Below are 22759 nucleotides of genomic sequence, written 5' to 3'. Positions count from 1 at the left end.
ATTATTTAAGAGTTATATAGAACTTGCCAGGCCGCTCCTTCACAACGGGCAGTTTCAATATTTTTCTCAGGTGGTTGATCACCTCGGTGAGCGAAAGACCGGTAAAATCTGCTGTAATCATTCTTTTGTTCAAACGGGATGCGGAAGGAGGTATGATAATATCGACATTATGATAACTATTAATACCATCCAGCACCTCAGACAAAGGAATATCCTTAAAGTTGAGTACTCCTGTTTTCCAGGCCAATGCCGACAAACTTTTAACGCTGCTTTGAATGATCTGCTGATGGGGTTGCCGTTTTACCTGCATTTTAGGTTTAAGAGGCCATTCCTTGACCTCGTCCTGGATAACAGTTGCTGATCCCTTTATTGTCACTACCTGTATTATGCCAGCACTTTTGTGAATGTTAAAAGCACCTTTTTTAGTAAGCATGACAGTCTGCTCATCCAACTGGATCGTGAGTGGACGGGGCCTGTCAACTTCTATATACATATCACCTCCCAGCATCTTCACCGCGGGATCCCCCTTTAGCTTATCATTGTAGGCAACCGTAGCGCCTTTATTGAGAGTGATGCTATTGGGCTTAATGAGGGGAATTGTAACACATTGTTTGCCGGTATTCCTGTAGACCTGCAGCTGCGTTCCGGTGCGCAGCATAAAATAGATGGCCAGCCCCACTGCAATGACAGCTGTTAATACAGCTGCCCAGACCAGTTTTTGTTTCGATTCGGTGGCAGATTGGGCAACAGGGGCTACAGGGGCAGTAGGCACAGCAACAACAGCACTTCCTTTTTGCAACCAATCCAATAACCGGCTTTCTGTATATGCAGCAATATCCGGATCAGCGGCACACAGTTCGTCTACCCGTTCCCGCAATGCAGGATCGTGCGGCGATTCAATAAACTGAGATATCAGCTCTATTATCCCCGGTTCCGGTTGATACATATTTCTTTTCTATACAAAATCGTTGGCGGTAATCATAGCAAGATACTCAACTTTAACGGCATTCCCTTTGTAAATAGCAATGGGAGAACGAATAAATAATTAGGCAACTTGCGGAAGGTTTAATATTTTTATTCCAGACGAACAAGGCAAAATCGATCTATATGTCACCTGAACCAATGAATAACGACCAGGAATATATTGAGGGATTGCTTCAACATAACCCAGCTGTAATAGAACAGATCTACCATAGGTTTGCCTCCAAGGAGAAACGGTCTATTCTTCAGAAAAGCGGAACTGTCAAAGATGCGGCTTATATTTTTGAAGAATCGCTGATGGATATTTACTACTTCGCCCGTCGTCATCCTTTAAAAATCACAGATTTTGAGCCATTTCTGCAACTGCTGTGCAAAAGAACCTGGGAACAGGAGCTGGAGCGCAGGGGACAACGCATACCCGGCCTGGAAGCAGATGAACTATCAACCATCAGCCGGGATGATATACAGGATGTGGAAGATGTATTGAAGGAGGGAGAGAAAAGGAGAATAGCTTACCAGCATTACCTGACACTGTCTGACGAATGTAAGGAAATACTGAGATGGTCGTTGGTTGAGAATTGCCTGCAAGAAGATGTGGCTGCGGAAACCAATGTTCCTGTTACCGAGCTGCCCGAAAGAAGAACCGACTGTTACAGGAGCCTGTTCAGGGACATAGATATCAAGCTGAAAGCTACCAGTCTTTCCGATACCGATCTGCTGGATGCCGACAGATTTTTGAACGGGCAATTGACAGAAGCTGAGCGGCAGGCATTTACTGCCAGGCTTCAAACCTCTCCATTACTGGGCCAGCAGGTTAAACGCTTTAACTATATCAGGCAGTTGCTGGCCCAGCGGATCTGCCCAGATACCGACAGGGACGAATTGCAACATCTGTTATACATGCACAGGAACGCCTGGTATACCCTGAAAGATAATTCAGGCATCCCGATCTTAAGATATGTAATACTGGTTGCGTTGATTGCTGCTACCATTGCAGTGATGCTGTACGTAAGCCCCTGGAGGAAAAACATTTACCGGCAGTTTGCATCCACAGAAATGCAGATACCCGATGTAGACAGCCTCCGGTTACCCGAAACTGCCATCTACCAGTTTAACCACGGCCATTTCAGACAGGCAGTAGTGCTACTGAATGAGTCGCTGGCTAAAAATCCGGGTAACGTATATGCACGGTTCTACCGTAGTGTGGCGTTGATAGATCTTGACCAGCAAGCCCCCGCACGAAAAGACCTGCAGGTAGTATATAACACCAGCAACGACCTTAAATTTGATGCAGCCTTTTATCTTGCCTTAAGCTACCTGAAGGAAGGACGCAAGCAGGAATGCCTGGAATGGTTATTAAAAATACCTCCCGGCGCTCCCAATTATATCAAAGCACAGAAATTAATCGCAGAACTCAAACGTTAGTTAAGATATTGTTCCCGGCTATGGTGAATAAAGCTTTCAATTTCACCTTTGATCAATTCGTAAACAGGCGCCTTACCTGTTTTAATATGAACCAATTGTTGCAGTACGAGGAAGTAGGCTTTTCCGTCTGCGCAGCCATCAATCTGGGCTTTTAAAATATTGTTTTTTACCTCTTCACATCTGTTGGCATCCAGCTTTTGGTAAATAACATACAAATCATTCATCCAACTCATTTCTCTAAAGTTTAAACATAGTGTATAGTTACTTACCAAGTTACGCATTTTAGGCCGGATTTCCCCTTCCCTTATATTAAAAAATTTTAAACTTTATAAAACCGCACCGGGAGCTGGTTCCAGCCGTATCCGCTCCCCTGTCGCCGTAGGAATATCATAGTCAAAAACGGGCTTCAGTCCCAGTTCCGGCAGTTTGGAGGCATCTTTTATTTTTGTAAATGCCCTGGTTGCCGGCAACCTGAAAAACGGGCTTTTATTTGCTCCTTTCGCTGGCGGGATATGTTTTCCATTGATCAACAATGGAATAGCTGAACGCACCCGGCAGTTGCCGCCTAATGCAGAGGTGATCGTTGCGGCAGCTAACCTATGTTCTTTCCATCGGATATCGACCTCAAATCCGCCCCGGGCTTTCAGCCCTTTTACTTCGCCCGCAGCCCACGATCCCGGCAAGGCCGGTAACAGGCTGATCGCATCGTTATGGCTTTGCAGCAACATCTCAGTGATCCCGGCAGTTACCCCGAAATTGCCATCGATCTGGAATGGCGGATGCGCATCCATCAGGTTCGGATAGGAACCACCGCTATGATCGGCCACGCTAACCTCCTGGCTTCCGGCCAGGAAAAGCTGCTGGTTCAGCATTTTCCAGGCATGGTCGCCATCCTCCAGCCTGGCCCACCAATTCACTTTCCAGGCTTTAGACCAACCAGTACCCCCATCTCCCCTCAACAGCAAACTGCGTTTAGCCGCAGCCGATAATACGGTGTCGGTTCTCGGTCCTATAAAGGTACCGGGGTATAACCCATAAAGATGGGAAACATGACGGTGTGAATCATCTGCCTCATCCCAGTCCTGGTACCATTCCTGCAACTGCCCATAACGCCCTGCATGAAAAGGGTATAGTTTGTTCAATACTTTCTTCAGGCGGGCAACGTAAACTGCGTCGGTATTCAATACCTCCGCTGCCTGCATCGTGTTGCTGAACAGGTCGCGGATGATGGAAAGATCCATAGTTGAGGCAATGCTCACGGAACCTTCTTTTTTGCCATTTATCCTGAAATTATTCTCAGGACTGGTAGAAGGGCTTGTAACCAAGTACCCGTCTTTGTCTTTTATTAACCAATCAAGCATGAAATCACAGGCGCCTTTAAGTATTTTATAGTGGCTGGCAAGCAACGCCTTATCACCCGTATAACGATAATGTTCCCACAGATGCCTGCTCAGCCAGGCCCCGCCCATAGGCCAGATCGCCCAGGTTGGGTTCCCCCTGGGATCATTGAAATCTATCCCGCCCGCGGGATTTGTCATGGCCCATATATCTGTGTTATGATGCGCTACCCATCCTTTTGCGCCGTAATTCACCCGGGCTGTTGCCTGGCCGTTCTTTGCCAGTCGCGTCAGGAGATCGAATAACGGCGTAACGCATTCAGATAAATTGGCCGATTCCGCAGGCCAATAATTCATTTCTGTATTGATATTGATGGTGTAGTTAGAGCCCCATGGCGGCTGCATTTCGCGATTCCAGAGCCCTTGCAGTGTCATTGCCGGACCGCCCTTCCGGGAACCGGCAATCATCAGGTACCTGCCATATTGGTATAAAAGCGTGGTTAGCTGCGGATCAATATTTCCGCCGGCCAAGGTATATGCTTTCAGGCGTTGGTCCGTTGGTTGTAAAGCAGATGCATCGACGCCCAGCGACAGGCTTACCCTGTTGAACAAGGAAGAATAATCCTGCAGGTGCCTGGTTTTTAAAATGCTGTAATCGTCCTTCGCCTGTAAGGGGCCAAGGGCTGCCAGGTGCTCATCTTTGCCCTCCGGCATCCCGTTATCGAAGCTGGTACCTACAGAAAGAAGCAGTATGGCTTCTGTTGCATTGCTGATATGAAAACCGGAAGTATCAGCAGTTAGGTTGCCTTTATCAACGCTGGCCCGGATATGCACTTCGTATTTGATCCCTTTGTTGCCGTACGTGATCTGCCTGGGTTCAGAAGCACGTGCAGCTACATATTCGGGGCATCGCCCTTTCAACATCCAGTGCTGGTTAGTTACAGCAGTTCTGGCGCCGGGCATCGCATTATTGAAGCGGGTAGAAAAGTTCAAAGTACCGTTACTGGCGGTTAGCCGTATCACCAGCAGTTGGTCGGGATAGCTGCAAAATATCTCCCTTTCGTAGGTTACTCCATCGACCGTGAACGTAGTGCGGGCAATCCCGCTGTTGAGATCAAGGGATCGCTTATAAGAGGTAGGCGTTCCTAACAATTGATTGGCAATGAATAAGCTGCCCAATGTCAGGTAGCGGGCGCTGTAGGTTCCCATCATTTTCCTGGCAACAGAATCGGCAGCTTTAAATTGTTCATTGAACAGCAACTGACGTATCCCGGGCAACATGTTAGCGGCAGCAGGATTATTACCTTCCCGCGGCGTACCCGACCACAGGAAGCCTTCGTTCAACTGCAGTTCTTCCTGTTGAGTACCGCCATAGATCATGGCTCCTATCCGGCCATTTCCCACGGGCAGCGCTTCTACCCATTGCGTGGCCGGTTGCCGGTACCAGAGTTTGAGCAGGGAATCTTCGGGCGTTGAAGCATTGCTGTTGATGGTAAGGCATAGGAAGACCACGACCACTGGAAATAGAATTGCTGATCCACGGTTACAGCTACACGATCTTATCATTTTCATAACGATAGCATGATCAAAGCCAGCGATGAATTTTATATCGGCTTTGCTGCGTTAATATACATATAAAGCAGCAGGCGTTACAGCAAAAATTAAATTTTCGCATGGAAGCAAATGATAGGACAGCACTGGGAGACGTCGCATGAATAAGGGAAAAGACACTACAACAGTATAGATAGGCGAAGGGGAAAAATCCGGGGTTACATCAAACCAGCTGTTCTTTCATTGCCTTGACTATAGCATTGGAGCGGGAATTTACATCGAGCTTACGATATATATTCATGATATGAGAACGTACAGTCCCCACACTGATATGACAGACATCAGCTATCTGCTTGTATGTATCGCCATTTACCAGGCAACGCAGGATCTCTTTCTCCCTGGGCGATAAACCGTAAGGGTCCTGGTTGGCTGCAGATTTTTCTTTTCTGAAAAATGCCAGCACTTTATTAACAGCTACAAGATTTGATTGTAGCGCTGTTTCATATACCTGTGCAATAAACTCAGATAATGTAACAGGAGGAACATGTTCCGGAACATACTCCTTATTTGCAGCGGGAATTTGTGTCACCTGCGGTTCATTCTCGTTTAATGTTAGCAATAACACATTTATATCCGGGTAAGCGGCTTTTACTATACTAGCGGCTTCTATCGCTGTCAATCCAGGTATCTCTATATCCATAAAAACCAGGTTGCAGATATCTTTAGCTAATTGTTGTAACAATTCTGATGATTCGCTGTGCAATTCTGTTACTCCTAATCCATGCACGTCAGCCACCCCCACAGGATTTAAAGGCCGCACTTTTTTCATAATTTTCTTTTTGGGTTATGTATATTCATATGAAATCCTCCATTTTGAAAACTGCAATCCCGGAAGCTGGTATGGTTGATAATTAATAAATGGAAAGATTACACGGTTTCCATACCCGAAACAAATTTGAAACAATTACCCGCAGCAGTCAATCGGATACGTATATGGTTTTTCAATAACTGTTACAAAACAACGTGTTTTACATGAGAAATAAAACACTATATAACGTGATTACTCTTAGGCTCTTGCTTGATCAGCAGCGGAATAATAACCTATCAATCAATTATTTAAAGGTTGGCAATTAACCTCTTTTCGATAAATTAAACTAATCTATATATTATTGATTTCCCTTTTCCTGATATCTCTTTTGTATCTCTCTTTGCTTCATAATCCCTCACAACGGGAATATGCTATTTGTACATTCAATGACTGGTTGATACTCACGAAACATATTCTTCCGGTAAGATACTGAGAATTATTTTTCCGAGTTAGCGTGCCGTACATTAAATAATAATGAACTATTCTTTATAACTTAATCTCGTCCCAAACTGTAGTCTAAATATAACAATTTCCGGCGGAAGTTTTACTCAAACCATAAAAGTTAATAAGGGGCTATAAAAAAGATCGAAGCAGGCCTAAAAAGTACATGTTCTTTTTAAGCCTGCTTCGATCTCTAAATTATTCGTCTACAGGTCTACTGCAGCACAAGTTCGATCACCGGTATTTCAACATTAGGTTTAATTACAGGTAACTCCAGGGCTAATGATCCTTTGTCGCCATCTTTCATTTTGATTTCACTTCCATCGTGAAGGAATTGTGCATATTTTACTTTGCCTTTTAATCCAGGCAGCTCAAAGCGCTGTAATGGATAGTCCAGCAGGTGCACATACAAACGTTTGGTAGTAGGATTATAGGTAAGTAAACTGTTATCAGGCGTCTTAATATCTTCCGGCGCCTGGGTACAACCATAAATAGACCTGCTGTTCACCTGCATCCATTCTCCCATATCGTGAAGACGTTGAGTAGCCCGGTAATCGAACAATCCACGGCTGGTTGGCCCAACATTCAGCAGCAGGTTGCCGCCTTTACTTACTGTTTCTATCAGCAATACCAGCAATTGTTTGTTATCCTTCCAGGTATTTTCGTCCCTGTGATACCCCCAGGATCCGGAAAATGTCTGGCAGGTTTCCCAATGTACCTTTTTACCATTGCGGGTTGGCCATTCAGCTACTTTATACTGTTCAGGAGTAACAAAATCACCTCCGTCATCATACTCGCCCAGGTCCAGACGATCGTTGATCAAAATTCCTGGTTGCAGCTTCCTGATCATTTTGATCAGCTCCAGCGAATTCCAATCGTCCTTTCCTTTTCCATACTCGCCGGGATAAGAGAAGTCCGTCCAAAGGATATCGATCTTGCCATAGTTTGTCAGGAGTTCTTTAAGCTGGTTTTTCAGGTATTCGCGGTATTTGTTCATATCCCGTCCTTTATTCAGCTCCGCGTATTTGGAAGGATCGCTAACTCTTTGCGGGTGAACGCGATCAATGGTAAAATCAGGATGATGCCAGTCGATCAGCGAATAATAGAATCCAACCTTCAATCCTTCCGCCCTGAATGCTTCCACGAATTCCTTGATCAGGTCTTTTTTTATCGGCGTATTGGTTGCTTTGTAATCAGTATATTTTGAATCAAACAAACAAAAACCTTCATGGTGCTTGGTAGTGATCACCGCATACTTCATTCCCGCAGCTTTCGCCTGGCGGGCCCATTCTCTTGGATTATACAGGTCTGGATTGTACAGATCAAAATACTTCTGGTAATCAGCGTCCGACATCCTTTCATAGTTCTTTATCCATTCATGGCGGGCAGGCATGGAATATAAACCCCAGTGGATAAACATCCCGAACCTATCGTTCAGCCACCACGCTAAACGTTGTTCTTTCTGCTCCTCCGTTTCATTGAATATCTTTTTCTGCGCCTTTCCCTGTATCACTCCTAACAGGCATAGCATAAACAACAGTGTCAATTTTTTCATAGATGAATTTGATTTGATAAAATGATGATTAATTATTCTGCTACCAACCAGGTATAACCTGCTGCCGGTATAGTTATTTTAATATGTGCGGTGTACTGCCGGTCCAACTGGTATTTTTTCAAAGGCCCATCTTTCTCCCTGATCTTTATCTCCTTCTCAGCTCCTGTATAATACATCGGCAGATCTATGTTTCTTGTAATTGCCTGGGTTGTAGGATTATACAGCAATACAAATGCTTTCTGAGGCAGCGTGGCACTTACGTGCATGATGCCGTCCCAGTCGCGCCCATCGGGCCTGCGCAGGTGAATAACATCTGCATTCAGGATCTCGCGATACTGTTTGTACCAGTTCAACACCTGTTTCACCATAGCCTTTGTGCTGTCTGTATCATAAAGCCGCGGCCCCCTGTAACAGGCTTGTATGCCTGCCCCATAATATTGCATCATCAGTTGCCGGTAAACATCCAGGTGATCTTTCAGGGGCTCAATTGTAGCAGCCGCCCCGCCGCCGTGATACTCGCTCAATGGCACAAATCCCCATCCCATAGCCGGCGTTTTCTCCCAGGTGCCATCAAAAATATTCTGCCTGTTCAGTATCAATTGTTCCTCCCGGGGTAACGAAAAGTTCACTTCCCTGTATCCCAACGCTATTTTATTAGTGCCATCCAGGAAATACCAATCCGGCGCATTGATATAAACACCTCTTTCATTCAACCAGTGATATAATCCTTTCTGCAACTGCATCTGCTTCCATTGCGAATCTTTTAATCCGGTATGCCCCGGATGCGTGGTGGAAGCGCAGACATCGCCGGGATAAGGACCGTCATTCTCGAAAATATCGAAGCCGGTTGCGTCGAAGAAATAATGGAGTTTGGCAAGGTAACTGAGTCCCCATTTACTTCCCAGGCAAGGCGCATTGCCGAAAAATGCCCCACCTGGCTTGCCGGTCAGCGGACTGATCACATCATCTTCATCGCTGATCTTCCGGCTGCTGAACAACGAATACCCGCCTAACAGGATCCTTTTGCTGTGCGCGTAGCCGGCAAGGGCTTTAAACTTCTCAATATTTGCGGCGCTGGTATCCTCCATATTCAGACCGCTGCCAAAACTGAGGATCACGCCTTCATATCCGGTAGCGGCGCATTGATCAATGATATCCCGGACCTTTTGCGGATCGCTGCTTACCAGGTGCATAAACGCAGGGTTTTGCAGGGTCCAGGGCGCAATTGTCCTGTACATCCGGCGTTTGGCCAACCCGTTACGCTCCCTGTCGTAGCTATCCAACAGCAGTTCGTAAGTTCTTATGGAAGTAAAATGCTCTCCCGCCGCCAGGTTTATTCCTACCGGCACTTCAGGATAAACTTCCAGCAGGCAGGGAGTCTGCAGGTCGTAATTCACCTGGGAGGTATAGGCGCTGTCGGCCTTCCAGTGCGTGGTCTGATCGCTCAGGTTAGCTTTCATAGCGTTATTGAACGCATAATTGCTCTCTATGTAAATATTGTGAGGCACCTGCATTTTCTGTACGCTTCCAACAACTGCCGACTCTTCTTCCGGCGTAGCCAGTATTTCATTCACGACCTGATCTAACTGTTTCGGCTGGCCGCTGTTGTTTTCCACTTCCAGCCATTTGCAAAGCAGGGGTATCCCGTCCATCACTTCATAGTGTACTTTTACAAGGATGCCTTTCAGTGAGGGAACGGGCGAGCGATAATGAAAAACCAGGTCCTTGCCGGCGGGCGATTTTACCGGCGGCATCCAACTGCGCGACTTCCATTGAAGCGCGGGTTTCAACGGTTGTACTTCGTATTTTACAAACTGGAAATCGGTATTGGCAGAGAGATTGTCAAGCCAGGCGGGTAACAGATAGGCTTGCTGCCGTTGGCCGACGGCGCCTCCTACCTGGTAGACCTGCCCATCTATAACCAGCCGTGCCTCGGGCTTGACAGCCCTTAACAACTGATCGCCATTCGACAGGTTCCGGTAATCCGTGCAAATCACGTTTGGACTTGTACGAAAGCTGCGACTGATTAACCCATTTGAGATCGTGATTTCTTTATTGTTTTCATTAACCGTGGTGTTATATCCTTTGTTGCTGATCAGCCAATCGGCGGAAGTAGTTGTCTGGGCTTGTAAACAGCAATAACATGCTGTTAGTATCCCTGTTAGTATACTTATTTTCATGTTCCTGTATTCAACTATGCTACTTAACTGGTTCTAAGATGATCTGTTTTAATTGAAATAGTGCCTGCCTGTTACCTTCGACCGGTTTTATCGTTAAATTTTGTTTGCCTGGTTCTTGTATGTGAATGATCCCTACCGGATGCTGAATAAATGCCATCGGGCGGTGACTGTCCTGTATTCCAGTAGCGAGGGTAAGGAATGGAAGGCGCTGGCCTAACAGCGTAACAATTCCCTGCTGCCCTGCGCTTGCTGGTTCACATGCGTAGTCGAGTATCACCTTATAATCGCCTTCGTCCTGCACTTCCAGCGGGAAAATGATGGCATCGTTGGGCGTTACCATGCCGGTTGCACAATTTTCATGTTTCCAATCGCCGAAATAATGCGAAAACGTATACTGTTTAGTATGCGCGTTGCCGTTATATATCGCCCAAATAGCAGGGATATTGGCTTGCGGATAATGCTTGCTGACAGTTTGCGTTCTCAGTTGTGACCAGTCAGGTTGCTGACCGCTGTATTCGACCTGTATAACCGTATTTCTTTTATCGGGCCATTCTGCCGGCAGGGTGATAACCGTTTCATCGGCAGATTGTTTCCAGGGCAAGGCTATTGCGGTTCCCAGCAGTGTAACGCTGTTGATCCTGGCAGTAAGGCCAGGCACCCTTAGTTGCCCGTTGTCCGGCAGTTGCCAGACGTGCAGGAAAACTTTTCCGGGCTTGCTGGTAGTTACACCCCAGGGTTGAGCAGGTATGATGCCATGAGTGGTTCCATAAATGCTTTCCCCATATTGCTGCAGCCATTTTCCTGTTTCTTCCAGGTATTTGATGCTATAGGCCGGCCATTCGCCTTTCCCATCGGGTCCCACGTTCAGCATCAGGTTACCGCCTTTGGAAGCCACGCTGGACAAGAGGCGGATTATTTCGGCAGGCGATTTAAAATTCATATCATGCCTGATATAGCCCCAGGAGTCGTTATGAGTGTAGATCGATTCCCATGCGCCTTCAATGGGCGTGGGTGGCAATTCTGAATCACCGAAATCGATGTAATCTCCCAGCCCGTGTCCTACCCGGCTGCTGAACAAACAAGATGGCTGAATGGCCTTCAGGCTGTCGATCATCTGTTTCGTTTCCTGCTCCGACAAGCCGCCGGGCATGTCGAACCAGATGATGCCCAGAGGCCCGTAATTGTTTAGCAATTCTTTCAGCTGCGGGATAGATTTTGATTGATAATATTGCCGGTAATCTTTCTTCCTGTTCTTAAAATCCCAGTTATTCCCACCCCCGTCGGGTTCATGCCAATCAAGGAACTGGGAATAATAAAACCCGAACTGCAGGCCTTCTTTACGGCAGGCGTCTGCCAGTTCCTTCATTGGGTCTTTGTGATAAGGGGTAGCATCCACAATGTCGAAGTCCGTTACCCTGGAATCGAACATGCTGAAACCTTCGTGGTGTTTGGCGGTGATCACCAGGTATTTTATGCCTGCCGCTTTGGCCCTTGCGGCCCATTGGGCGGCATTGAAGCCTGTTGGGTTAAACGACGCCGCTACTTTTGCATATTCGCCGGCCGGCGCTTTTGCCCGTTGCATGATCCATTCGCCGCTCCCGTAATAGCTGCTGTCTTTCCATTTACCGCCTAATTCCGAATATAAACCCCAGTGTATAAAAAGACCGAATTTGGCGCTGGAGAACCAGTTCAGTCCAGGATGCGGTTTATTGACGGCTTCTTTGTTCCATCCTTGCTGCATATCCTGCGCCTGCATTGCTGTGGCTTGCAGCATACAGGAACAGGCTAGAACTGATAGCATTTTATGGAACATGGAATTCATTTTTTCAATAACAGGCAAAAAATATACATATCTGTTGGTTTAAGCAAATGACTGGAAAAATCATATTAGGGAAAGGGAAAATGCTACTATTAATCCGGATTAACCAACGATTAACGAATATTACGAAAATTTATATCTAATTTCATTACCCGAAGGCTGAAACGCTGTACTGACAAGTTTTCTACGGGCTTTTAATGATATATAAAGCACTTAAAAGTGCGCCATGTGAATGTTTTAATGGCCTCTGCTGTATGTCCACAGCAGGGGCTTTTTTGTTGCCATTTGTTATTTCTATTCTTGTTTGGATTTTATTAACGCTTGGAGATCGGATAATTACTACCATTGTACTTCATTTTACCTTAATGCAAATGCATACAACCAAAAATGCTCCATTGGTTTTTCCAGACCGATGGTTTTAATATCAGCAATTAGCAACCATCCGCATAACGGTTAAACAGGGGCCCATCGTTTTATCATGATCAATGGGTTTTTGATTTAATCATCTAGCTTCAGCGCCTTTACAGTATCCACTGCGAAGGCTTTTTTATAATTTTTTAACATTAAAAATGAATATTTATTCACTTATCTTTGCAGTGTGAAAAGGAAAGACGACAGAAAAGTGGGCCAGATATTCCAGGCTGCGTTGAAATTGGTTGTCAGCAAAGGTCTATCTGGTATCACCATGGGGGATATTTCAAAAGCTGCAGGTATTGCAACCGGTACATTGTATGTTTATTTTAAAAGCAAAGATGAACTGATCAATGCGTTGTTTGCCGCCTGCAGGGAAAACTCGGTAGCACATTCTTTTAAAGGCTATGATCCTGCCCAGCCGTATAAAGTAGGCTTTAAGCATGTCTGGCTTAATATTCTCCGGTACCGTTTACATAACTTCGAGGAAGCCGTGTTCATGGAACAATGTTACCACTCTCCTTTTATTACTCCTGAAACCAGGGAAAAAGCATCCCGGCTGGCAGCTCCCTATAATGAACTGCTGGAAAGAGGAAAAAAAGAACAACTCCTCAAACCTGTGGATACCGGCCTGCTGATCACCTTTCTTGTAGGGTCAATGAATGAATTGGTCAAACAAACCCATTACCACGGCACTACACTTACCAGGACCAGGATTAATACTACCTTTGATATGTGTTGGGATGCATTGAAATCCTGACATGAATGAATTACTATTCACCAATAATACAACAGGTATGTCAGACATTTTGATTGCAGTAGATCTTAGCAGCTTTTCCAGCCATGTAATTCATACAGGAGTACAATTAGCACAATCTTCGCAGCGGAGCGTGATCCTGCTATCGGTTGTGGAACTAGGTATAAGTGTTGGACTGCCGGAAACCGGTCCTGTTTATGTAGATGATGTTTCAGAACGGGTAAAACAGGTAGAAGACCAGCTTGCTGCATATAAGGCGCAGTATCCAGATACCCCGATACAGATATTAGTCACTACCGGGTACCCGAAAGAAGAGATCCTGGCACAGGCGGAGGCTAACCGTGTATCCATGATTGTTACCGGCACTCACGGCAGAACCGGCATCGATCATATGCTGTTGGGCAGCAACGCGGAGTATATTATCCGCCATTCGCGCATCCCCGTACTGGTGGTACCTTACAACAGCACAGAACATTAGTTTTAACACTCAACAATCAATAAAACAACAAAAGCCAGCTGGTAAAACAGTTGGCTTTTTTGTTGCCAGGCAGTATTAAAATCCGCTTAAACTGGTAAACAGAAAAAGGGACATCTAAAAGTTGCCGTAACTTTGCGGGTTACGAATACAACTCATTTAACCAAACCTACCGCATCTTGGCAAGAAAGATTTTTACTGCAGCTTTTCTACGTAAACTCCATTTAAAAGAGTTGCTGGCCGTTTTATTCATTTTACTGGCTATTTATTTTTTCAGATCCCAGCGCCACGAACTCTATTCCCTGATCCCTGCCATTGAAAATGCCGATATCCAATGGGTAGTGATAGGGGTGATTGTAACAGCGGCCTATATACTATTACAGGCAGGAATGTACGTTTTCAGTTTCCGGGCTATCGGTGCACAGCTCGACTGGTTGCGTTGCATTGAACTTTTTCTGAAACGGAACCTGTTGTCTGTATTCCTTCCCGCAGGCGGCGTCAGCTCCCTGGCTTACCTGCCGCAAAGTTTGAAACGAAGCAGTTTGCATAAACAGCAAATACACCAGGCCTCCGGGATCTACGGGTTTGTAGGGATTTTATCCGTATTCCTGGTAGGTATCCCCGTTGTAGGCTATGCCATGCTTCATGCCGGCAGCATGCGGGATGCAGCATGGGGACTTGTAGCCATTTGCGTACTGCTCGGCGCCGTTGTGCTGCTGGTAAGATCCATGCAAACAAAGGGCAAAGCTTACCAGCTGCTTACCAGGTATTTTCCGGGGGCTGCACACCAGGTAGATGAAATATTCACTTTCCAGTTATCAATGCCGGCTTTTATGGGTACGGTAATGGCTTCCGTATTGATAGAAATTGCCGGCGTAGCGCATCTGTACCTCAGCATGCTGGCCGTAGGAGCGCCTCCTTCTCTGGAAGCTTCCTGCGTGGGATATATCGTAGCTACCATATTCCTGATCATTTCGCCATTCCTGAGAGGACTGGGCGCCATTGAACTTTCGCTCACCTTTATCCTGAACAGCTATGGCTACTCTACTTTACAGGCGCTGGAAATCACCTTGCTATTCAGGCTGTTCGAATTCTGGCTGCCGCTGGTTGCAGGAATGATCGCCTTCGCCCTTAAAGGCCGGGAACTGGTATTGCGCCTGCTCCCTCCTATCCTGATCTTCCTCCTGGGAATGGTAAATATCTTTTCAGTATTGACGCCGCCTTTAGCCTACCGCATGCATCTGCTGCGGGCATACATACCCGGCACTTCTATACACGCCACTAATTTGCTGGTTGTATTTCTCGGACTGGTACTGCTGGTAACCGGCACCTTCCTGATCCGCGGGCTCAGAAGCGCATGGATAGTGGCCCTCTGCGTTTCGCTGCTATCTGTTTTCGGGCACATAGGGAAAGCGCTGGACTACGAAGAAGCCTCCCTTGCGCTGATCACCAGCATTATCCTGCTTATCACATCCAAACAATACCGGGTAAAAAGCAATCCTCAACTGGTTAATATTGGGATAGTCACGGCGGTGGCCACATTCTTTGTTGTGCTGATCTTCGGCACCATTGGTTTCTATTTCCTGAATGCCCGTCATTTCAATATCGATTTTACCTGGCAGCAATCGCTTCGCCATGCTTTCCACTGTTTTATGTTGCTGGAAGATGATGGACTGCGGCCGCTGACACGGTTCGGCAGGGAATTCATGTCGGCGCTGCGGGTGCTGGGAGTAAGCGCATGGGCTTTTCTCTTTTACACGATCATCAGGCCTTACCTGCAGGTTTCCCATCCCACCAACAATGCATTGGAAAAGGCACGGTTCTATTTAAGCCAGTATGGCGATTCGCCTATGGATTATTTCAAAGTAGGCCAGGATAAGATCCTGTATGTATCGGAAGAATATGAAGGTTTTGTAGCTTACCGTGTAGCGGGCAGCTTCGCCATTGTGCTGGAGGAACCTGTTTGTAAAGAAGAAAATAAAACCGCTTTATTGCAGGAATTCGACCAGCAATGCAAGAAAATGGGATTAAGACCTGCTTTCTACCGCGTGGATGAAGACAGCACCTACTACTTTAACAGTCTTAAGAAAAAGAAGATGCTGATAGGCCAGGAAGCCATTATGGACATACGCAATTTCACTTTAAGCGGTAAAGACAAAAAATCGCTGCGCAACGGACTTAACAGCCTGGCCGCAAAAGGATATGTGACTACATTCCATAAGGCGCCGCAACCTGCCGAACTGGTTGCCCAGTTAAAAGAAGTAAGCGATGAGTGGCTGCACCAGTATGAGGTAAAAGAGTTAACCTTTTCTCAGGGTCTTTTTGATGCGGAAGTGATCAGGGAGCAGGATGTTATTACCGTTTCAGACAGTGAAGGAAAAGTGGTTGCTTTCCTGAACATTATCCCCGACTATGCGCCCGGCGAATGCACCTATGACCTGATCCGCAAAAAAAGCAACGTCCCCGGCGGGGTGATGGACGCCCTCATCATTGCACTGATACAGGATGCGCAGGCAAAAGACCTGCATTACCTGAACCTTGGAATGGTGCCGATGTCGGGTATCAGCCAGCCGCAGAACACCGCTGAAAAGATGGTAAAATACGCCTACGAGAAACTTCGCTTCTTCAGGCATTACCAGGGATTGAGGGAGTTCAAGGAAAAATATGCCACAGAGTGGACCAACAAATACCTGGTTTACGAACATGATTTTGACCTGATCCAACTTCCGGCAGCATTAAGTAAAGTGATGCAACCCTAACCGACGAACAATAGCGGAATGGATTTTGTTGGATAGACAAGCGTTAATAGGAAATATGATATTGTTTAGAAAATTAATTCTTTGCTGTTTTTTTGCCGGAAGCCTGGCCACTGCAGCTGCTCAAAATAAGGTCACCAGTTTACCGACGTTGGTAAAAGCACCCGTTTCTTCCCCTACTACTGCGCCATTGATCCTTTATATTACCGGTGATGGCGGAATGAAGAAATTTTCTGCCAATATGATCTCCGCTTTTAACCAGCGGAATTACCCGGTAGTAGCGTTAAATGCCCTTAAGTATTTCTGGAATAAGAAAACGCCTCAGCAGGCGGCCAAAGACGTTTCCGATCTTATTAATTACTACCAGTCGCAATGGAATACCAAGAACGGTGTGATACTGGTAGGCTATTCGTTGGGTGCGGATGTATTGTCTTTTGTTTACACCAACCTGCCTCCCGCTACTGCCGCAGAAGTAAAGCAACTGGTTTTCCTGTCGCCCTCTGCATATACCGACCTGGAAGTACATGTTTCTGATATGCTGGGGCGCTCAAATAACAAAGGGTTCTCGGTATTGTCGGAGATCAACAAGATCCAGGATAAGCCTTTGTTGCTGGTATTTGGGGATGAAGAGAAAGACTTTAACGTTGGCTCATTGCATGTTCAATACCAGAAACTGGTGTTGCCGGGAGGCCATAATTACGACGAAGATGCCAATGGGGTTGCAGACAAGATACTGGCAGCTTTACATAAATAAGCTTATTGCACCGCTTTGTAACGCTTGAGCAATTCCTGCCGGGTAGCCGATGTAAGGCGGATCTGTACGCCGCCGGCTACTGCTACATAATTCTCACCTATATGATCTATATGTTTGAAGTTCACCACGAACCAGCGGTGTACTCTCATAAACATATTGGCTGGCAACCGTGCTATGATAACATCGAGTGTTTCTTCTGTTACGATCTTCTGATCGGATAGATGAAGCATGATATGATCGTTCATTACTTCCACATATTGCAGGTCGGCATACTGAACTTTTTCTGTACGATCCAGTGTTCTGATGCTGAAGGAAGAAGAGAAGCGGGATGGGATCTGAATACCTTCCATATTGATTTTGTTGATTATTTGAAAAAATGTATCGCTGACGGTTGACAATGTAATGGGTAACGTTAGTTTGCCGACCGGTAGGAGGTCAACTATTTCTTTAAGGCTTTCATCATACAACATAACAAAAATGGGCAGCAAGTCAATTGCAGCAGTATCTAATTCCGGATCATTTTCCATTAAGCCTACTATCAAAATATCTATAACGCCTTCTTCGATCAGTTCATCTGCATCTTCGAAAGTGGCAAATCGTCCGATCAGGTATAGGCCGGGGATTTCGCATAGATAGCTCTCCAGCTTATGGAACCCTTGTGGGTCCGCTCCGATGATAATACAGTTCAATGCCATATAGCTGTTTTTGTGCCTAATAATAGTCTCTCTATTGCAGGCAGGTAGACGAAAAAATGGGGCAGGTGACTAAAGAGAGACCCGCGTATTAAAACTAAAATCTAATCTAAACCGCAATACGAAAAGAATAATGCTGTTATCCATCTAACAAGGTGACTCTCTTTTCGTCATTAAATTTCAGCTTAAAAATCTATCGAATAGTTAATTCAATGTTAAGTGCGAAAAAAAGGCGAACCGGCTGCCGGCTTGCCTTGATTAGGGCAAAACAGTGCCAGTTCACCTTCAGGTGAATTACATAAAAGATCCAGTAACAACTGTAATTACAGCTGCGCAATCAGATCTAAACCCGGCAACAGCGGGTATCGTAGGCGCAACAACGTTAGAACAATTGGTTAACAACGTTTTGCGCGGACCAACTTATTACCATGAAATCAGGAAGAAAAGCAACATCATACCCGCGGGGATCAGGTTTTTGGAGAACCTGACGTTAAATCCGCCTTTTTCTGAGTAATAGTAGCTTTCTTTGTACCGGTCGTACTCAATTGGAGCACCTAACTCCTTCATCATTTTGAGGAATTCATAGAGTGTTCTTTCGGAAATACGAAGCCGCTTGGCTAACTGAGCGGGCTTACCGGTCCCTTTGATCCTGATAAGGTAATCAATGGTCTGCAGTCTGTCAAAATAACGCTTTGGCATGTGGCATAGAGGGGTCTTAACGGTTATATATTGAATTTACGGCAATTGCACCGATTAAACCAGCATTATCATATATATATTTAAATGTAAATATTAAGAAACTGGTTTAAATACATTTCGCTAAACTAGGCTGCGGGTCTGTTACATCAACGCTATTGATCTGCGTACTTTTATTAAACGTTTATGTGCACTTTTTATTGGTGGAAGAAGTAAAAAAACACTACTGCAATAATGCTTCATAGATAATGTTAGCCAAGGCTGTACCGTGGTCTGACAAAGGGTTTGGGGGTTTCGTTGCAAATATTTTTCCATCCTTTCCTACTACTATGAAAGAAGGATACCTGTTAATCTCATACTGCGATAATATTGCTTTAGATGCGTCATCCAACAACAACTGCATACCTGGCAAACCTTCTGCCATAGCACGATTGCCTATATTTACAAAACTCACATCTTTATCATCAAAACATTTTTTCAAAGCTATCAACTCGCCTGATACTATTGTGTCACTGTCGTAAAAGTGCAGCAGCACTACTTTTCCGAGGAACTGCGGTAAACTTACAAGTTTACCTGAAGCATCAGGAAGATTGAATGAAGGCGCTGCCGCTCCCCTGCTCAATCCTTTTTTCGTTCGGCCGTAAAGCCTGGCCACAGCCTGTTTGCAAGCCGAGTCCACTGCAATGGAAAGATAGTCTTTAACACAAGTTTCCTGTTCTTCAGGCATATTTCCAGCAGCGTATCCCTGTATTAATGTTTGTGCCAGCAACCTATCGCGCACCCTGCCTGCGTAGTGCTGCTTCACCCAATCATAAACCGCTGTGGTATTGGATTCAAACCGATGCTTGATATAAAAGTCGACTTCCGATTTTTGCAGCAGGTAGTTAACAAAGCGTGTAGACGTTACCGTTGTTTCATTCACTTCAATCACGGGTAATGCCGGCAAAATATCCCGCCTGTAAAAATCTACCTGCCTTTCTTCCAGGGTACTATCCGGGTTAGCAGGCACCTTCCAGATCATCCCAGTTAACCTGGTTGCGGGCCCCGACATGGTATGCGCTTCCAGTAACTTATAAACAGTTTCATTTATACTGTTTTTGTTCTGTTGCAATACCGTTGCCGCCACTTTTATTTGCTCGCTGTATAACCGTTGCAGGGATGTTGCATCCGTTCCGTTTGGCTTAATTCCATCCTGCAACCGTTGTATCATATTCATCAACCGGCTGGCTGCAGCGCCTTTTCCTGTTATCTGCAGGCTGTCGGGCAGTTGTTTAAAATAAAGGCTGTCTCCAGCTTCTATCAGTCCGAAAACAGGTTGTGTGCCGCTTCCTTCCAGGTAATAGAACAGCGGCTTACCTGCAGTTACAGGTATCTTGAAATAAAAGGAATCGCTTCCTTCCGCGATGCTCATGGTCGAAGGGATAAAACTACCATCCTGCCACCAGGAGACAGATAGCTTTTGCAATCGATGGTCAGTTGTCCTACCCGTCAGAATAGCGGATCGTTGGGATAAGACGGTCAGGGGGCTGATAGATAACAAGCTACCTACCAGGAGCAACAAAGGTGTAATCCGGCGCATAAATTCAGGTTTTAAAAGGAATCCCCATGGTAAAAACCATAGGGGGCTTGTATTCACAACGATAGTAAATGAAAAATTTCAATCAATATATATACAACTGTTCCAAAGCTCAAATTCACGATTTTGTAATACAATGATAACGGTATTATCAAACCGAAGTGTTAATACAATCTAAACGTTAATATTTTTTTTAGTTAAATATTAAACCAATAAACCAGCTTAAGTACCAGGGCACGGTTTTTCACGTAAAAGGGGTCGGGCAGGTAATTATCCGTATAAACAATAAAAAGATCTGAAGCTGGCCTGTAACGCCACTGGAACCTTGTATTCAGGTTCATATTCTTCTGCTGCCCGTTGTATTGCATAAAGCCCGTAAAGAACAAAGTATTGGTCATGGTTACATCCAAACGGGGTCCCACCAGCCAGAAAGAAGTATTTCCCCAGGGCTTTGGCAGCTGGATATAGTTATAGTTAGCGCTTAAGGCGATACTTACATACGGCTGGAACCTGTAGCCTAACTCTGTATTGGTCATCAGGCGATGGCCATTATCGTAATACCCTCCGTAACGGGCCGACAACGCATAGGTAAACAGGCTTTGAGGCTTGGATACATAGTCTGCTCCAATGGTATTCCAGTTATGCTGGCTTCCTCTCGCCAGGGTATCTTTATTCAGGTTGGTTGGATCAAAAAACGACAGCAGTTTAATATACGTATTAGACGCCCAGACGTTCAGGGTATTCCGTTTACGGAACACGATCCCATAGTTTAACATCGTTTCATTATCGGTACGCGAAAGCCCGTGTTCATCAAAGAACCAGGTACTGGTAACCTGCGGTCCATGGCTCAGCACAGCCCCCGATACAGGAAAAAACAAACGGGTGATCTGCGGGGCTATTTTTACATACCCCTGCCGCGGAACATATCCAACCTCCGCATTGTAATTGCTCCCTACATACTCATGCTGCCAGCCAATATTCCATGTTTTGCTGGTGTATTGCAGGTTGGCCGCATGCGCCCAGTCATGCCCGCTTTTACCGGGAGTATACGATTTCAGCACCATTGCCTTCCCCGTCCAGAAGTTGTTGGAAGAGGCCAGGTTGTATTCGAAGCCGGCATTACGGTTATAACGGTTATAGACCGGCAGGCCGGAAGTTTTGTCGGGCGTATAATTGATAGACTCTTTGTTGATAAAAATAAATCCCAGGTTCGACCGTGAAAAGACCCGGCGCTGGATGGCGGCTACCGTAAAATTCTGGGCAGGCAGACCTGTCTCCTCCTGCTTCCCGGTTTCCATATTCATTATACCCACTCTCCAATCCTTATTCAGTTTACCGCTTAACCTGGCGCCGAAACGTATCGGCACTCCTCCCAACCCGATACGGCGGCTAAAGAACGGCCGTATGGTACTATACCCGAAGTTGGACAGCTGGTCTCCGTTCTCCAGGAAAAACTGCCTCTTTTCGGGATAGAACAATTCAAACCTATCCAGGTTGGTCACCTGCTTATCTACATCGACCTGCGAAAAGTCAGGGTTCACCGTCAGGTCCAGGTTCAGGGAAGAAGTAACCGCTACTTTGGCGTCTATCCCTGCATCTCTCCTGTATTTCGTGGTAGTTTGCTTATCATAGTCTTTCGACAAACCTCCCAGCACATACGGGATAAGGGAAATATTAGGTCCCGCCGCCGGCGGAGGGTTATCCCATACCAGGTTGCCTGTATAAGCTAAAGAAGCCGTGGCAAATTGCCGCGGTACCGGCGCCCAGGCCGACTTCTCCGTAGTTTTCAGATCATTCCGGCTGAAGTTAATTCCCCATTTGGTGATGCCTTTTTTATACCGTATCGTTTTAAAAGGAATAGCCGCTTCAAATACCCATTTATCAGGGTAGTTCTTCACAACAGACACCCATTTGTTATCCCAGCTCAGGTCTACCTTTCCGCCATCGTACATCAGTCCGTCCCATTGCGCTCCTGCCGCGTTGGCCCCGAACGAAAATCCATTCGTCTGATCGTCGAAGGGGTCCATGAATAAGAGGAAATTATCGTTTTTCAGAAACGCGAAGTCACGGCGTAATGATTCTACCATATAAGGTCCATCCCCCTCCGTGAAATTCTCCACTACCAGGTAAAGATATTTATCGTCGTACGTCATCCTTACATCAGTACGCAAACGGGCAGCGCTCGTATCCATAGGCAGCACCATATGGAAGTTGCTTGCTACCTGCGCCTGCTGCCAGGCTTCTTCATCTATTACCCCATCGATCTTTACGGGAGAATTGGTTTTCTTTATCTGTAACTGGTAAGCGTCGTTCTTCTTTTGCGCCGACAACGGTAATACAAACAGGCAACAACACAATAGTGGAATTATTCGAAACATAGCGTTGATTTGGCTCGCAAAGGGCTAAGCCGTTTAAAGAGGCATAAGAAAAATAAGGAAGAATGGTGTTTTGTTTTCTATCCCATCATCTTCCTTAATAAAAAATA

Annotated in this window: 16 protein-coding genes; 5 read left to right on the top strand and 11 right to left on the bottom strand. The window is 45.8% G+C overall.

Annotated elements, in window-relative coordinates; all coding sequences use genetic code 11:
• Position 1: 1 nt before the first annotated feature.
• On the bottom strand, positions 2 to 946 hold the full coding sequence (locus tag BLV62_RS21900; RefSeq protein ID WP_089764311.1) for a FecR family protein: 945 nt from the start codon (positions 944 to 946) through the stop codon (positions 2 to 4).
• A gap of 161 nt (positions 947 to 1107) precedes the next feature.
• Here BLV62_RS21900 and BLV62_RS21895 point away from each other — a divergent pair, with 161 nt between their 5' ends.
• A complete protein-coding gene (locus tag BLV62_RS21895; protein ID WP_089764310.1) occupies positions 1108 to 2406 on the top strand; it encodes a tetratricopeptide repeat protein in 1299 nt (432 codons plus the stop codon).
• Here the strand turns inward: BLV62_RS21895 and BLV62_RS21890 are convergent.
• The 6 genes from BLV62_RS21890 to BLV62_RS21865 all read right to left on the bottom strand — a co-directional run bounded on the left by BLV62_RS21890 (position 2403) and on the right by BLV62_RS21865 (position 12112).
• Positions 2403 to 2639: a hypothetical protein gene (locus tag BLV62_RS21890; RefSeq protein WP_139170345.1), complete on the bottom strand. Its 237-nt coding sequence runs from the start codon at positions 2637 to 2639 to the stop codon at positions 2403 to 2405. The two genes, BLV62_RS21895 and BLV62_RS21890, sit on opposite strands and share 4 nt — an antisense overlap.
• Positions 2640 to 2732: 93 nt before the next feature.
• Entirely contained in the window at positions 2733 to 5261 is a 2529-nt protein-coding gene (locus tag BLV62_RS21885) for a glycoside hydrolase family 95 protein (RefSeq protein WP_168927944.1), read from the bottom strand.
• A 256-nt stretch (positions 5262 to 5517) separates the two neighbouring features.
• Positions 5518 to 6123 (bottom strand): response regulator transcription factor, encoded by a 606-nt coding sequence (locus BLV62_RS21880; protein WP_089764305.1) that lies wholly within the window; start codon positions 6121 to 6123, stop codon positions 5518 to 5520.
• A 694-nt stretch (positions 6124 to 6817) separates the two neighbouring features.
• Positions 6818 to 8158 (bottom strand): alpha-L-fucosidase, encoded by a 1341-nt coding sequence (locus BLV62_RS21875; protein ID WP_089764304.1) that lies wholly within the window; start codon positions 8156 to 8158, stop codon positions 6818 to 6820.
• A gap of 32 nt (positions 8159 to 8190) precedes the next feature.
• Positions 8191 to 10338, bottom strand: coding sequence for an alpha-galactosidase (locus BLV62_RS21870; RefSeq protein WP_139170344.1), 2148 nt, complete (start codon positions 10336 to 10338; stop codon positions 8191 to 8193).
• A 19-nt stretch (positions 10339 to 10357) separates the two neighbouring features.
• A complete protein-coding gene (locus BLV62_RS21865) occupies positions 10358 to 12112 on the bottom strand; it encodes an alpha-L-fucosidase (RefSeq protein ID WP_089764300.1) in 1755 nt (584 codons plus the stop codon).
• A 643-nt stretch (positions 12113 to 12755) separates the two neighbouring features.
• Here BLV62_RS21865 and BLV62_RS21860 point away from each other — a divergent pair.
• The 4 genes from BLV62_RS21860 to BLV62_RS21845 all read left to right on the top strand — a co-directional run bounded on the left by BLV62_RS21860 (position 12756) and on the right by BLV62_RS21845 (position 17310).
• Positions 12756 to 13328 carry a TetR/AcrR family transcriptional regulator gene (locus tag BLV62_RS21860; protein WP_089764299.1) on the top strand — a complete coding sequence of 191 codons (573 nt, stop codon included), beginning with the start codon at positions 12756 to 12758 and terminating at the stop codon, positions 13326 to 13328.
• Positions 13329 to 13365: 37 nt separating this feature from the next.
• Entirely contained in the window at positions 13366 to 13803 is a 438-nt protein-coding gene (locus BLV62_RS21855) for a universal stress protein (RefSeq protein WP_168928048.1), read from the top strand.
• A 176-nt stretch (positions 13804 to 13979) separates the two neighbouring features.
• Complete coding sequence (locus tag BLV62_RS21850) at positions 13980 to 16559, top strand: phosphatidylglycerol lysyltransferase domain-containing protein (RefSeq protein ID WP_225889675.1); 2580 nt, start codon at positions 13980 to 13982, stop codon at positions 16557 to 16559.
• A gap of 55 nt (positions 16560 to 16614) precedes the next feature.
• Positions 16615 to 17310 (top strand): AcvB/VirJ family lysyl-phosphatidylglycerol hydrolase, encoded by a 696-nt coding sequence (locus BLV62_RS21845; protein WP_089764294.1) that lies wholly within the window; start codon positions 16615 to 16617, stop codon positions 17308 to 17310.
• Between the two features lie 2 nt (positions 17311 to 17312).
• Here the strand turns inward: BLV62_RS21845 and BLV62_RS21840 are convergent, their stop codons facing one another.
• The 4 genes from BLV62_RS21840 to BLV62_RS21825 form a co-directional block, all read right to left on the bottom strand.
• The gene (locus BLV62_RS21840) at positions 17313 to 18005 is read right to left on the bottom strand and encodes a LytR/AlgR family response regulator transcription factor (protein WP_089764292.1); all 693 of its coding nucleotides are present in this window, start codon (positions 18003 to 18005) and stop codon (positions 17313 to 17315) included.
• Positions 18006 to 18425: 420 nt separating this feature from the next.
• Entirely contained in the window at positions 18426 to 18701 is a 276-nt protein-coding gene (locus BLV62_RS21835) for an HTH domain-containing protein (RefSeq protein ID WP_089764291.1), read from the bottom strand.
• 220 nt (positions 18702 to 18921) lie between these two features.
• Positions 18922 to 20277, bottom strand: coding sequence for a peroxiredoxin family protein (locus BLV62_RS21830; protein WP_139170343.1), 1356 nt, complete (start codon positions 20275 to 20277; stop codon positions 18922 to 18924).
• Between the two features lie 194 nt (positions 20278 to 20471).
• Positions 20472 to 22652, bottom strand: coding sequence for a carbohydrate binding family 9 domain-containing protein (locus tag BLV62_RS21825; protein WP_089764288.1), 2181 nt, complete (start codon positions 22650 to 22652; stop codon positions 20472 to 20474).
• Positions 22653 to 22759: the final 107 nt, after the last annotated feature.

The organism is Chitinophaga terrae (ex Kim and Jung 2007) (genome assembly GCF_900107795.1).
Taxonomy (GTDB): Bacteria; Bacteroidota; Bacteroidia; order Chitinophagales; family Chitinophagaceae; genus Chitinophaga; species Chitinophaga terrae.
Note: the sequence above shows the minus strand (reverse complement) of the source record. Positions and strands in the feature narration are given on the sequence as shown.

Excerpts from the sequence above, each read along its gene's own strand:
- BLV62_RS21900 (WP_089764311.1), bottom strand. The coding sequence starts at position 946 with ATGTATCAACCGGAACCGGGGATAATAGAGCTGATATCTCAGTTTATT.
- BLV62_RS21895 (WP_089764310.1), top strand. The coding sequence starts at position 1,108 with ATGTCACCTGAACCAATGAATAACGACCAGGAATATATTGAGGGATTG.
- BLV62_RS21890 (WP_139170345.1), bottom strand. The coding sequence starts at position 2,639 with ATGAGTTGGATGAATGATTTGTATGTTATTTACCAAAAGCTGGATGCC.
- BLV62_RS21880 (WP_089764305.1), bottom strand. The coding sequence starts at position 6,123 with ATGAAAAAAGTGCGGCCTTTAAATCCTGTGGGGGTGGCTGACGTGCAT.
- BLV62_RS21875 (WP_089764304.1), bottom strand. The coding sequence starts at position 8,158 with ATGAAAAAATTGACACTGTTGTTTATGCTATGCCTGTTAGGAGTGATA.
- BLV62_RS21870 (WP_139170344.1), bottom strand. The coding sequence starts at position 10,338 with ATGAAAATAAGTATACTAACAGGGATACTAACAGCATGTTATTGCTGT.
- BLV62_RS21865 (WP_089764300.1), bottom strand. The coding sequence starts at position 12,112 with ATGCTGCAAGCCACAGCAATGCAGGCGCAGGATATGCAGCAAGGATGG.
- BLV62_RS21855 (WP_168928048.1), top strand. The coding sequence starts at position 13,366 with ATGTCAGACATTTTGATTGCAGTAGATCTTAGCAGCTTTTCCAGCCAT.
- BLV62_RS21845 (WP_089764294.1), top strand. The coding sequence starts at position 16,615 with ATGATATTGTTTAGAAAATTAATTCTTTGCTGTTTTTTTGCCGGAAGC.
- BLV62_RS21840 (WP_089764292.1), bottom strand. The coding sequence starts at position 18,005 with ATGGCATTGAACTGTATTATCATCGGAGCGGACCCACAAGGGTTCCAT.
- BLV62_RS21835 (WP_089764291.1), bottom strand. The coding sequence starts at position 18,701 with ATGCCAAAGCGTTATTTTGACAGACTGCAGACCATTGATTACCTTATC.
- BLV62_RS21830 (WP_139170343.1), bottom strand. The coding sequence starts at position 20,277 with ATGCGCCGGATTACACCTTTGTTGCTCCTGGTAGGTAGCTTGTTATCT.
- BLV62_RS21825 (WP_089764288.1), bottom strand. The coding sequence starts at position 22,652 with ATGTTTCGAATAATTCCACTATTGTGTTGTTGCCTGTTTGTATTACCG.